At 39.3% G+C, this 13,141-nt stretch carries 14 protein-coding genes and 1 riboswitch; of the genes, 12 read left to right on the top strand and 2 right to left on the bottom strand.

What is annotated here, in order from left to right:
- Positions 1 to 361 precede the first annotated feature (361 nt).
- From QM923_RS05505 to QM923_RS05560, 12 genes are all read left to right on the top strand, one after another.
- Complete coding sequence (locus QM923_RS05505; RefSeq protein WP_414291154.1) at positions 362 to 865, top strand: tRNA (cytidine(34)-2'-O)-methyltransferase; 504 nt, start codon at positions 362 to 364, stop codon at positions 863 to 865.
- 53 nt (positions 866 to 918) lie between these two features.
- A riboswitch (FMN riboswitch) is annotated at positions 919 to 1,153 on the top strand.
- Positions 1,154 to 1,299: 146 nt separating this feature from the next.
- Positions 1,300 to 1,863, top strand: a complete 564-nt coding sequence (locus tag QM923_RS05510; protein WP_414291155.1) for an ECF transporter S component — start codon at positions 1,300 to 1,302, stop codon at positions 1,861 to 1,863.
- A complete protein-coding gene (locus QM923_RS05515; RefSeq protein WP_414291156.1) occupies positions 1,853 to 2,503 on the top strand; it encodes a phosphatase PAP2 family protein in 651 nt (216 codons plus the stop codon). The genes QM923_RS05510 and QM923_RS05515 overlap by 11 nt, the downstream gene beginning before the upstream one ends.
- Positions 2,504 to 2,530: 27 nt before the next feature.
- Positions 2,531 to 2,917, top strand: a complete 387-nt coding sequence (locus tag QM923_RS05520) for a chromosome partitioning protein ParB (RefSeq protein WP_414291157.1) — start codon at positions 2,531 to 2,533, stop codon at positions 2,915 to 2,917.
- Positions 2,918 to 3,307: 390 nt separating this feature from the next.
- Positions 3,308 to 3,733, top strand: a complete 426-nt coding sequence (gene rplK / locus QM923_RS05525; protein ID WP_414291158.1) for a 50S ribosomal protein L11 — start codon at positions 3,308 to 3,310, stop codon at positions 3,731 to 3,733.
- Between the two features lie 96 nt (positions 3,734 to 3,829).
- Positions 3,830 to 4,519: a 50S ribosomal protein L1 gene (rplA, locus tag QM923_RS05530; RefSeq protein WP_001085672.1), complete on the top strand. Its 690-nt coding sequence runs from the start codon at positions 3,830 to 3,832 to the stop codon at positions 4,517 to 4,519.
- 203 nt (positions 4,520 to 4,722) lie between these two features.
- The gene (locus QM923_RS05535; protein WP_006152123.1) at positions 4,723 to 6,423 is read left to right on the top strand and encodes an acetolactate synthase large subunit; all 1,701 of its coding nucleotides are present in this window, start codon (positions 4,723 to 4,725) and stop codon (positions 6,421 to 6,423) included.
- Positions 6,416 to 6,892, top strand: a complete 477-nt coding sequence (gene ilvN, locus QM923_RS05540; RefSeq protein WP_004251957.1) for an acetolactate synthase small subunit — start codon at positions 6,416 to 6,418, stop codon at positions 6,890 to 6,892. Before QM923_RS05535 ends, ilvN begins: the two co-directional genes overlap by 8 nt.
- 167 nt (positions 6,893 to 7,059) lie before the next feature.
- On the top strand, positions 7,060 to 8,082 hold the full coding sequence (ilvC, locus tag QM923_RS05545) for a ketol-acid reductoisomerase (protein WP_006147961.1): 1,023 nt from the start codon (positions 7,060 to 7,062) through the stop codon (positions 8,080 to 8,082).
- A gap of 80 nt (positions 8,083 to 8,162) precedes the next feature.
- Positions 8,163 to 9,413, top strand: a complete 1,251-nt coding sequence (ilvA, locus tag QM923_RS05550) for a threonine ammonia-lyase IlvA (protein WP_006155447.1) — start codon at positions 8,163 to 8,165, stop codon at positions 9,411 to 9,413.
- Between the two features lie 127 nt (positions 9,414 to 9,540).
- A complete protein-coding gene (locus QM923_RS05555) occupies positions 9,541 to 10,401 on the top strand; it encodes an SPFH domain-containing protein (RefSeq protein ID WP_414291280.1) in 861 nt (286 codons plus the stop codon).
- A 105-nt stretch (positions 10,402 to 10,506) separates the two neighbouring features.
- Positions 10,507 to 10,722, top strand: a complete 216-nt coding sequence (locus tag QM923_RS05560; protein WP_004251963.1) for a capsule biosynthesis transcriptional regulator — start codon at positions 10,507 to 10,509, stop codon at positions 10,720 to 10,722.
- Between the two features lie 84 nt (positions 10,723 to 10,806).
- Here the strand turns inward: QM923_RS05560 and QM923_RS05565 are convergent, their stop codons facing one another.
- Positions 10,807 to 11,547 carry an amino acid ABC transporter ATP-binding protein gene (locus QM923_RS05565; protein ID WP_214262332.1) on the bottom strand — a complete coding sequence of 247 codons (741 nt, stop codon included), beginning with the start codon at positions 11,545 to 11,547 and terminating at the stop codon, positions 10,807 to 10,809.
- Positions 11,547 to 13,112, bottom strand: a complete 1,566-nt coding sequence (locus QM923_RS05570) for an ABC transporter substrate-binding protein/permease (RefSeq protein WP_225750674.1) — start codon at positions 13,110 to 13,112, stop codon at positions 11,547 to 11,549. Before QM923_RS05570 ends, QM923_RS05565 begins: the two co-directional genes overlap by 1 nt.
- Positions 13,113 to 13,141 lie beyond the last annotated feature (29 nt).

Consider the following 13,141-nt stretch of genomic DNA (forward strand, 5'->3'; position numbering starts at 1 on the left):
AACAACCGACTGTTTCCTTCTTTAATAAAGGGATTAGGGGAATTCGAATAAATATTTTGCTTTAAACATCATATGTTTATGAAAAAACTTGTTCCAAAAATTCTTAATCTATGTAAATTCTATGATATTGCTTGCTGAAAGTTGAAATTTTAACTTTTGTAAATATGCTTGTAAAAAAAATGAAAAAATCAAGTCATTTCTATTGACAATCAGGCTGAAAGTGTTATACTAAAAAAGTAGTTTCGCTGATTTACTTCAAACCTGTTGTGAGGTAAGTTAACGATACCTTAACCACGCTGTTTGCTGAGCTTGACTCCGGGCAGTGTGGCTATTTTTTTGCACTAGTGAGAGGAAGCAAGGCATGGCCAATCATATTGTATTGTTTGAACCACAAATTCCACAAAATACGGGAAATATTGCACGAACCTGTGCGGCGACGAATGCGCCCCTTCATATTATCAAACCGATGGGCTTTCCGATTGATGATCGTAAAATGAAGAGAGCCGGGCTAGACTATTGGGACAAACTTGAGATCTATTTTTATGATAGTTTAGATGAATTTATGAAAAAAATGGATGGTCAACTCTACTTGATTTCCAAGTTTGCAGAAAAGGTCTATTCAGATGCTAACTTCACGATAGAAGGAAACCATTATTTTCTTTTTGGACGTGAAGATAAAGGTTTGCCTGAGGAATTTATGCGGGAACATCCGGAAAAAGCTCTCAGAATTCCTATGAACGATGAACATGTTCGTAGCCTCAATGTATCCAATACGGTATGTATGATTGTCTATGAGGCCCTTCGTCAACAAAATTTTGCGGGTCTCGAACTGGTTCATACTTACGAAACGGATAAGTTGAAATAAATACTGATAAGAGATAAAATGCTTGCGCTTGCAAGCTTTTTTTGTTATCATTAGAGGGTCTTCAGGGCTGGGTGAGATTCCCGACCGGCGGTGACTTTTACTTGGAAATGTTCTTTTCCTTTTATACTTTGTTGCCAAGCTTTGCCTAACCAAAAGTTATGCCTACAGCTTGTCGCCTAGTCTAAAAGAAAAATCTCCATTTCCTTACTCTAAAAGAAGTCCGCGAGCGCAAGCTGATGTGGTGAGATTCCACAACCGACAGTATAGTCTGGATGGGAGAAGACGAAAGAATAATTTTATCTATTCCACTTAAATATATAGGAAGCTCTTTTGGTGTTTTTGACCAATAGATTGTTTTTGATATAGTTGAGTTGATAGATAGAGTGGGACTTTCCAACTTCTTCTGATTTTATAGAAAATTGGAGGAACCTGTTATGACAAACACACGTCGACTTTCGACCATTGCAATTTTATCAGCACTTTCATTTGTGTTGATGTACTTTGACTTTCCGCTTCTACCGGCGGCACCCTTTTTAAGGATTGAGTTCAGTATCTTACCGGTTTTGGTAGGGTTAATAGTACTTGATTTACCTGCAGCTTTTGTGATAATTTTACTCCGTTCCTTGCTTAAGTTAATTTTAAACAATCAAGGAGTCAGCACCTATATCGGTTTGCCGATGAATATCGTGGCTTTAGGAGTTTTTGTTCTTGCATTTGGTTTGATTTGGAAAAAAGATCGGACGCCAATTCGTTTTGCTCTAGCTTCTCTTGCTGGTACGATTGGTTTGACCTTGGCTATGCTAGTTCTTAACTATGTTTATGCTGTCCCATTATATGCTAAGTTTGCTAATTTTGATATTGAGAAAATACTAGGACTAAGTAACTATTTGTTGACAATGGTTTTACCTTTTAACTTAATTGAGGGTATTATCTTTGCACTAGCATTTTGGTTGATTTATGTCTTCCTAAAGGTAACTTTAAAACGTTATGAAAGATAAACAAACATATTTAACAAAGGGCTCTTTTGCCCTTTTACTATTTGTAATTCTGGGTTATGTCGTTAAGTTTTATCCAGAACAATTGATACCATTTGATTCGTCTATCCAGACAGCAATCCGTGGAGATTTACCAGCTATATTGACAACTATCTTTCGTGGGATTACTCGCCTGATTGACTTGCCAATCGTTATTTCTTGGGCAATTCTATTGACTGCAATCTTTTATCTAAAAAAGTGGAAGTCCGAAAGTCTTTTAGTAGCTGGCAATCTTAGCTTGGCTGGAATTTTAATTGTGTCCTTAAAACACCTCTATCAACGTCCCCGACCAGATATTTTACATTTAGTGGAGGAAAAGGGTTTTTCTTTCCCAAGTGGTCACTCATTAGCAGTAACTCTTTTAATCGGCTCTCTAATTATCATTGTGGGACAGAGAGTGAAAGATAGGACTGTAAAGCTCATTCTCCAGATTTTACTGGGAATCTATCTAGTAAGTGTAATCATTTCCAGAGTCTATCTGGGAGTTCATTACCCATCAGATGTTCTTGCCAGTCTCTGTCTGGGTCTTGGAATTCTATTCATTGAATTTCCATTTTATGACAAACTTCGCTTTCAATGGCGCTTCACAGGCAAGCAGAAGTAGGCATCAAATTCCCTTGAGGAGAAAGAAATGGAAGTCAACATAAAAGATCTTCATCCGACTCAACTATACTTATCAGAAAAGAAGTTGCAAGATATCCAGATACTTTATCAGTCGGTAGAAAAGCCAAGTATTAATCCAATCAGTGTTCTTGCATTTGGAGATTGCTTGCTAATTACAGACGGGCATCACAGAGCTTATCAGGCATTGTTGCTAGATCAGGATACGATTTCTGCTGAGTGGGATAAAGATGGTGGTGATGAACTATATCATCTCTACGCGCAAGTTTGCGAGGAAAGAAAGATTTACTCTGTTCTGGATTTAAAAAATCATATCTTACCTCAAGATGAGTATGAAGCAAAATGGTACAACTGGTGTGATGGTTTTAATCAAGCAGCGACTCTCTTATTGAAATGAAAGTTAAAATGAAACAAATCATTCAAATAGATAGTTTTTCACGCTTGGTTCCTGAATTTTTAGCGGATCATCGTGATGTAGATTTGACTTAGTATCAGGAAGCGGACTTGGTTGAACACTTGTAGATGGAGTCAGAAGCACTATAATGTAAAAAATTGAATGCTATTTATTCTAATTATCGCTCAAAACAGAGCGGTTTTTTGTTTGTAGTTCAGAACTCTTTCACGAAAGAAATAATAGCCAAATTCAGTAATAAAATTTCTCTAAAAATAGGATTTTTCTCTTGCATTTGAGATAGATTAGTGTATAATAGTAGGGTATGTGTAAAACATACTTGTGGGAGGTAAAAATCTCTAAATTACCGCCAAAACCACAAAGGAGGATTTAAAAATGGCTAAAAAAGTCGAAAAACTTGTAAAATTGCAAATCCCTGCTGGTAAAGCTACACCAGCTCCACCGGTTGGACCTGCTCTTGGTCAAGCTGGTATCAACATCATGGGATTCACAAAAGAGTTCAACGCTCGTACAGCTGATCAAGCTGGTATGATCATTCCAGTTGTTATCTCAGTATACGAAGATAAATCATTTACTTTCGTTACTAAAACACCACCAGCTGCTGTTCTTTTGAAAAAAGCTGCAGGTGTTGAAAAAGGATCAGGTACACCTAACAAAACAAAAGTTGCTTCAGTTACTCGTGCGCAAGTACAAGAAATTGCAGAAACTAAGATGCCAGATTTGAACGCTGCAAACCTTGAGTCTGCAATGCGTATGATCGAAGGTACTGCTCGTTCTATGGGATTCAACGTTGTTGACTAATCAATAACATCCCAAGATAACCCGCAAGACTTCATCATTTCGAGAAGTGACGTGGGAGATGAAAATCGATTGAACCACTTACAAGGAGAATAGAAAATGGCTAAAAAAAGCAAACAACTTCGTGCTGCTCTTGAGAAAATCGACAGCACAAAAGCATACAGCGTAGAAGAAGCTGTAGCTCTTGCAAAAGAAACTAACTTTGCAAAATTTGACGCAACTGTAGAAGTTGCATACAACTTGAACATCGACGTGAAAAAAGCTGATCAACAAATCCGTGGAGCAATGGTATTGCCAAACGGTACTGGTAAAACAGCTCGCGTTCTTGTATTTGCACGTGGTGCAAAAGCTGAAGAAGCTAAAGCTGCTGGTGCAGACTTCGTTGGTGAAGACGACCTTGTTGCTAAAATCAACGACGGTTGGTTGGACTTCGACGTAGTTATCGCTACACCTGACATGATGGCTCTTGTTGGACGTCTTGGACGTGTCCTTGGACCACGTAACTTGATGCCAAACCCTAAAACTGGTACTGTAACAATGGATGTTGCAAAAGCAGTTGAAGAGTCTAAAGGTGGTAAAATCACTTACCGTGCTGACCGTGCAGGTATCGTACAAGCTATCATCGGTAAAGTTTCATTTGAAGCTGACAAGTTAGTAGAAAACTTCAAAGCATTCAACGAAACAATCCAAAAAGCTAAACCAGCTACAGCTAAAGGAACTTACGTAACAAGCTTGACAATCACAACTACTCAAGGTGTTGGTATCAAGGTTGACGTTAACTCACTTTAATTAGTAAATAATCAAAAGGTTGGGACATTTTGTCTCAACCTTTTTTCTATTAAAAGGTAAAAATACGTATAAACTTTCTAATCTATTTGATATTGTAAAGTATCTAGATAGAAAATTCAGAAAATTGTTTCTTTTGTCTTGAAAATTTTTGAAAAAATGGTATTATAGAAACAAGTCATTTTAAGAGAAGAGAAAGGGGAACGATGGAGAAAATCATTTTAGACTCACCAAAGTCAGGTTCAGAACTCGTTTTGGAAACGCTCCGTGACCTAGGAATCGATACGATTTTTGGTTATCCAGGCGGGGCTGTATTGCCTTTATATGATGCTATTTATAATTTTAAAGGCATCCGCCATATTCTAGGTCGCCATGAACAAGGTTGTCTTCATGAAGCAGAAGGTTATGCTAAATCAACAGGGAAACTTGGTGTCGCAGTCGTTACAAGTGGACCAGGAGCTACCAATGCTATTACTGGTATTGCAGATGCTATGAGTGACAGTGTTCCCCTTTTGGTCTTCACAGGTCAGGTGGCAAGAGCGGGAATCGGTAAGGATGCTTTCCAAGAGGCAGATATTGTCGGTATTACCATGCCGATTACCAAGTACAACTACCAGGTTCGAGAGACGGCGGATATTCCACGTGTAATTACAGAGGCTGTGCACATTGCGACTACCGGTCGTCCAGGACCAGTTGTTATTGACTTGCCAAAAGATGTTTCAGCTCTTGAAACGGACTTCGTCTATTCTTCAGAGATAGATTTACCAAGTTATCAACCAACTCTAGAGCCTAATGAGATGCAAATCAAGAAGATCTTGAAGCAACTTTCTAAGGCTAAGAAGCCAGTTTTGTTAGCTGGTGGTGGGATTAGCTATGCAGAGGCTGCTGCGGAGTTAAATGAATTTGCAGAGCGTTATCAAATTCCGGTTGTTACCAGTCTTTTGGGACAGGGAACAATTGCAACTAGCCATCCACTGTTTTTGGGAATGGGTGGGATGCATGGTTCCTTTGCAGCTAATATTGCGATGACAGAAGCTGATTTTATGATTTCGATTGGTTGTCGTTTTGATGACCGTTTGACTGGTAATCCTAAGACATTTGCGAAGAATGCCAAAGTAGCGCATATTGATATCGATCCAGCAGAGATTGGTAAGATTATCGCTGTTGATATCCCAGTTGTTGGAGATGCTAAAAAGGCCTTGCAGCAGTTACTAGCGGAGCCAATTGTTCGTAACAATACTGAAAAATGGATTGAAAAAGTTACCAAAGATAAGAATCGTGTTCGTTCTTATGATAAGAAGGAACGTGTCGTCCAACCACAAGCAGTTATTGAACGAATTGGTGAATTGACTAAGGGTGATGCTATTGTCGTAACTGACGTCGGACAACACCAAATGTGGACAGCTCAATACTATCCATACCAAAACGAGCGTCAACTCGTAACTTCAGGTGGACTAGGAACCATGGGATTTGGAGTTCCTGCAGCTATCGGAGCAAAAATTGCTAATCCAGATAAGGAGGTCGTGCTCTTTGTCGGTGATGGTGGTTTCCAAATGACCAATCAGGAATTGGCAATCTTGAACATCTACAAGATTCCAATCAAGGTCATCATGCTTAATAACCACTCTCTCGGGATGGTCCGTCAGTGGCAAGAAGCCTTCTACGATGGGCGAACATCAGAGTCAGTCTTTGACAGCCTTCCTGACTTCCAATTGATGGCTCAAGCCTATGGAATTAAGAATTATAAATTTGATAATCCTGAAACCTTAGAAAAGGATTTGGAAGTCATCTTGGAAGATGTACCAATGTTTATCGAGGTAGATATTTCTCGTAAAGAGCATGTTTTACCGATGGTACCAGCTGGTAAGAGTAATCATGAGATGTTGGGGGTGAAGTTTAATGCGTAGAATGTTAACAGCCAAACTTCAAAACCGGTCAGGAGTTCTCAATCGTTTTACCGGTGTCCTATCTAGACGCCAAGTCAATATTGAGAGTATCTCGGTAGGGGCGACAGAAAATCCTAATGTGTCACGGATTACCATTATCATTGATGTTGCATCTCACGATGAAGTGGAGCAAATCATCAAACAACTCAACCGTCAGGTCGACGTTATTCGTGTCCGTGATATCACAGATAAACCGCACCTCGAGCGTGAAGTGATTCTGATCAAGGTCTCAGCGCCTGCAGAGAAGCGAGCAGAAATTTTAGCTATTATCCAGCCTTTCCGTGCAACTGTTGTTGATGTGGCTCCGAGCTCCATTACCGTTCAGATGACTGGGAATGCGGAAAAGAGTGAAGCTTTGATTCGGGTTATTCGACCATACGGCATCAAGAATATCGCTCGTACGGGTGCAACTGGATTTACCCGCGATTAATACTCTTCGAAAATCTCTTCAAATCACGTCAGCTTTGCCTTGCTGTACTCAAGTACAGCCTGCGCCTAGCTTCCTAATTTGCTCTTTGATTTTCATTGAGTAAAAAATAACTTAAATTTGTTAAACCAGCCTAAAAGGCAATAAATAATAGAAAAGAGAGAAAAACTATGGCAGTTCAAATGGAATACGAAAAAGATGTAAAAGTAGCAGCACTTGATGGTAAAAAAATCGCTGTTATCGGTTATGGCTCACAAGGTCATGCTCACGCTCAAAACTTGCGTGATTCAGGTCACGATGTGATCATCGGTGTTCGTCCAGGTAAATCTTTTGATAAGGCAAAAGAAGATGGTTTTGATACTTATACAGTAGCAGAAGCAACTAAATTGGCTGATGTTATCATGATTTTGGCACCAGACGAAATCCAACAAGAATTGTACGAAGCAGAAATTGCTCCAAACTTGGAAGCTGGGAATGCTGTTGGATTTGCCCATGGTTTCAACATCCACTTCGAATTCATCAAAGTTCCTGCAGATGTAGATGTCTTCATGTGTGCTCCTAAAGGGCCAGGACACTTGGTACGTCGTACTTACGAAGAAGGCTTTGGTGTTCCAGCACTTTACGCTGTCTACCAAGATGCAACAGGAAATGCGAAAAACATCGCTATGGACTGGTGTAAAGGTGTTGGTGCAGCGCGCGTTGGTCTTTTGGAAACAACATACAAAGAAGAAACTGAAGAAGATTTGTTTGGTGAACAAGCAGTTCTTTGTGGTGGTTTGACTGCCCTTATCGAAGCTGGTTTTGAAGTCTTGACTGAAGCTGGATATGCTCCAGAATTGGCTTACTTTGAAGTGCTTCACGAAATGAAACTCATCGTTGACTTGATCTACGAGGGTGGATTCAAGAAAATGCGTCAATCAATTTCTAACACAGCTGAATACGGTGACTACGTTTCAGGTCCACGTGTCATCACTGAACAAGTGAAGGAAAACATGAAAGCAGTTCTTGCTGATATCCAAAATGGTACATTTGCCAACGACTTTGTGAACGACTACAAAGCTGGACGTCCAAAATTGACTGCTTACCGTGAACAAGCAGCTAACCTTGAAATTGAAAAGGTTGGTGCAGAATTGCGTAAAGCAATGCCATTTGTTGGTAAAAACGACGATGACGCATTCAAAATCTACAACTAATTTTTGAGAATAAAAATAGAAGGCGAGTTGGGGGGTACCTAACCCGCTTTTTATCTTGAAAAAGAATCAAGGAGAAGATTATGCTTAGTGCAAAAGATGTGGTGAAGGCCCACAAAGTTCTGAGTGGTGTAGTAGTCAATACACCACTAGAATATGATCATTACTTATCAGAAAAATACGGAGCTAAAATTTATCTCAAAAAAGAAAATGCTCAACGAGTCCGCTCTTTTAAAATTCGTGGAGCTTATTATGCCATCTCACAATTGACTAAGGAAGAACGTGAACGTGGAGTAGTGTGCGCATCAGCGGGAAATCATGCTCAAGGTGTTGCCTACACTTGTAACGAGATGAAGATTCCTGCAACAATCTTTATGCCAATTACAACGCCTCAACAGAAAATTGGTCAGGTTCGTTTCTTTGGTGGAGATTTTGTAACTATCAAATTGGTAGGAGATACCTTTGATGCTTCGGCTAAGGCAGCTCAAGACTATACAGTTGCTGAAAATCGTACCTTTATTGATCCTTTTGATGATCCCTATGTTCAAGCTGGTCAAGGAACAGTAGCTTATGAAATTTTAGAAGAAGCACGAAAAGAATCCATTGATTTTGATACTGTCTTGGTGCCTGTAGGAGGTGGAGGACTCATTGCAGGAGTTTCTACTTATATAAAGGAAACGAATCCGGCTATTGAAGTTCTGGGTGTAGAAGCCAACGGAGCTCGTTCCATGAAGGCAGCCTTTGAGGCTGGAGGTCCGGTTAAACTTAAAGAAATTGATAAGTTTGCAGACGGGATTGCTGTGCAGAAGGTTGGACAATTGACCTATGAAGCAACCCGTAAAAATGTTGAAACGCTTATCGGAGTGGATGAAGGTTTAATCTCTGAGACCTTAATAGATCTTTACTCTAAACAGGGGATTGTAGCTGAGCCTGCAGGTGCTGCTAGTGTGGCGGCCTTGGAAGTACTGTCAGATTATATTAAAGGGAAGACTATTTGTTGTATCATCTCTGGAGGAAATAACGATATCAACCGTATGCCAGAGATGGAAGAGCGTGCCTTGATTTATGATGGCATCAAGCATTACTTTGTGGTAAACTTCCCACAACGTCCAGGTGCACTTCGCGAATTTGTAAATGATATTTTAGGACCGAATGACGACATCACACGTTTTGAGTACATTAAACGTGCCAGCAAGGGAACAGGACCAGTCTTAATCGGGATTGCTCTTGCTAACAAGCATGATTATGCGGGCTTGATTCACCGAATGGAGAAATTTGATCCGTCTTATATTAACTTGAATGGGAATGAAACTCTATATAATATGCTTGTTTAATATCCTATAAAATTTTTATCATATCATTTGCCTAACCTATATACGAGTGCTATAATGTAAGTGAAGAAAGGGGGAGATTCCCATGGTTTTACAAGTTTTACATGTTTTACTTGTTCTAGTGATTCTAATGCTTATTGTAGGAGCTGTGTTAGTGAGCTCTGTTTATGTCGTTCGTCAACAGTCTGTTGCAATTATCGAACGATTTGGTAAGTATCAAAAGTTAAGTAATAGTGGTATTCATCTACGGGCACCATTTGGCATTGACAAAATTGCAGCTCGTGTGCAGCTACGCCTTTTACAAAGTGAGATCGTAGTTGAAACCAAAACCCAAGATAACGTTTTTGTGACTATGAATGTCGCAACTCAGTATCGTGTAAATGAGTTAAACGTTACAGACGCTTACTATAAATTGATGAGACCTGAAGCTCAAATCAAATCTTATATTGAAGATGCATTGCGCTCATCTGTTCCTAAGTTAACTTTGGATGAATTGTTTGAGAAAAAAGATGAAATTGCATTAGAAGTTCAAAAACAAGTAGCGGAAGAAATGTCAACGTATGGGTATATTATCGTTAAGACGCTCATTACCAAAGTTGAGCCGGATGCAGAAGTCAAACAATCAATGAACGAAATTAATGCTGCCCAACGTAAGAGAGTAGCAGCTCAAGAATTGGCTGAAGCAGATAAAATTAAGATCGTTACAGCGGCAGAAGCTGAGGCAGAAAAAGATCGCCTCCATGGTGTGGGGATCGCAGAGCAGCGGAAAGCAATTGTTGATGGACTTGCTGATTCTATTAAAGAGTTAAAAGGAGCCAATGTCGAATTAACTGAAGAACAAATTATGTCAATCCTATTAACCAATCAGTATTTGGATACATTGAATAATTTTGCAGATAAACAAGGAAATAATACAATATTCTTGCCAGCAAATCCTAATGGAGTTGAAGATATACGAACCCATATATTATCAGCTTTGAAAGCTAAATAATTATAATCTTAACGCAATAACTTTATTAATATATGTGTTTCAATTGACAAATACTATAAAAACATATAGAATGAAGTTGCGTAAAGAAAAAAATAGGAGAAAAACATGGCTAAGTCTAACTTTGAAAAAGTAGAAGCAGTTGTTAGCTGGGTTCGTGATAAGAAGATCACAGGGTATCGTATTTCTAAGGAAACGAATGCGCGTGAGATGTCTATCATTGCTTTGGCTCAAGGACGTGCAAAAGTTAAAAACATTTCCTTTGAAACAGCCCTCGGCTTAATTGATTTCTACAATAAAAATCATGAAAAATTTGAAGATTAGTCTTTGGATATAGGCAGGTTCGAAAAGAATCTGCCTTTTAATTTTTTGGAATATAAAAAAAGACTGCAATGGCAGTCTTTTTTCTTATCGAAGATAGCGTTGTAAAAATTCTCTTGTACGTTCTTCTTTGGGATTAGTAAATAGATCTTCTGGTTTGCCTTCTTCTGCAATGACACCCTTATCCATAAAGATGACACGATTTGAAACGTCGCGTGCGAACTCCATTTCGTGGGTTACGACGATCATGGTTAAGCCTTCTTGAGCTAAATCTTGCATGATTTTGAGAACTTCACCGACCATTTCAGGGTCAAGGGCTGAAGTAGGCTCATCAAAGAGAATAGCATCAGGATTCATGGAAAGTGCTCGAGCAATAGCAACACGCTGCTTTTGTCCACCAGAAAGTTGTTTAGGTTTGGCTTGCCAGTAACGTTCTCCCATGCCAACTTTTTCAAGGTTCTCTTTAGCGACTTTCTCTGCTTCTGAGCGATCACGTTTGAGTACAGTTGTTTGGGCAACGATTGTATTTTCAAGCACGTTAAGGTTTTCAAAGAGGTTGAAGGACTGGAAGACCATTCCTAGTTTTTCTCGATAGTGAGTGAGGTTATAACCTTTTTCAAGGACGTTTTCACCATGATAAAGGATTTCACCTTCAGTGGGTGTTTCAAGTAAGTTGATCGAACGTAGGAAGGTTGATTTACCACTACCGGAACTTCCAATGATAGAAATAACTTCTCCTTTATGGATAGTGAGAGAGATATCTTTTAGAACCTCGTTTTGTCCATAGGATTTTTTGAGGTGTTTGATTTCAAGAATGGGTTGATTCATTATTTCAAATCCTCCGTTTGCATTTGGTTAGCACCTGTAGTGTAAGTATCCATATCCATACGTTTTTCGATATAGCGTAGGATACGTGTTACTGTAAAGGTGAGGACAAAGTAGATAACTGCGATAATAGTAAAGGTTTGGAAGTACTGGTAAGTCTGTGTTGCTACTGTATTTCCTGAGAAGTAAAGTTCTACAACAGAGATAACATTCAATACAGAAGTATCCTTGATGTTGATGACGAACTCATTACCAGTAGCAGGTAGGATATTTCGAACTACCTGAGGTAAAACAATCTTACGCATGGTTTGATTATGAGTCATACCAAGTGCAGTAGCTGCTTCAAATTGTCCCTTGTCAACAGCTAGGATACCACCACGAACGATTTCGGTCATGTAAGCACCGGTATTGATAGAAACGATAAAGATAGCAGCCAGAGTACGGTCTAGGTTGATTCCGAAAGCCTGAGCAGTTCCATAGTAGATAACCATAGATTGTACAATCATAGGAGTTCCACGGAAAATTTCAATATAGATATTGAGAATCCAACCAACTATATTTTGAATGACGTAGATAAATTGATTTTCAGATTGAGGCGCAGTACGGAAAACACCGATAGCAAGACCAATAACGAGACCAACGATGGTACCGATAATTGAAATTAAAAGTGTGATTCCAGCACCACGCAAGAGTTGTTGCCAGTTTTCAGTTAGAATTTTAGCAACTTGGCTAAAGAAATTACTGCTGTTTTCTTCAGTAGTTGTGGCTTCTACAGGTTGCTCTTTAATCATACGATCCATTAGGGCAACTTGTTCATCTTTAGAGATGGTTTCAATGCTAGCATTGATTTGGCTGATACGTTCGTCATCCTTACGAAGACCGATAGCGATAGAGGTGTCTTCTTCCCCAGTTTTAAAACCAGGTTCAGGCTGAATCATTTTGAACTTTGCATTTGCTGACTCAGCAGTTAGGGCTTCTGGTCGTTCAGAAACATAAGCATCAATGACACCAGCTTCAAGAGCTTGACGCATTTGTGCGAAATCACCCATGGCAGTTTCTTTTTTAGCGCCTGGAATTTGAGAAATCAAGTCGTAAAGGTAAACCCCTTGTTGAGAAGTGATTTTTGCATCTTTAAAATCATCTAGTGTTTTGGCGTTTGCATAGGCTGAATCTTTTTTGACTAAAAGTACTGGTTCACTGGTATAGTAACTGCTTGAGAAGGCAATTTCTTGCTTACGTTCAGCGGTTGGACTCATACCTGCAATAATCATATCAATCTTTCCAGAAGTCAGAGCTGGAACAAGTCCTTCCCATTTTGTTTTTACAATGAGTGGTTCTTTACCCAGATCTTTAGCGATTTTTTTTGCAATTTGAACATCGTAACCATTAGCATATTGGTTTGTTCCATCAATCTTGACAGCGCCATTACTGTCGTCATCTTGAGTCCAGTTAAATGGTGCGTAAGCTGCCTCCATTCCGATGCGTAAATATTCATCGGCTTGGACCTGGCTAACTAGTCCTAGAGTAAGGGCTAAGCTAGCAAGGATAGATAAGCATAATTTTTTCATGTTTTCTCCTATTTCTAGTCTAAAAATGG

This window comes from Streptococcus infantis, assembly GCF_047463275.1.
Classification (GTDB): domain Bacteria; phylum Bacillota; class Bacilli; order Lactobacillales; family Streptococcaceae; genus Streptococcus; species Streptococcus infantis_AF.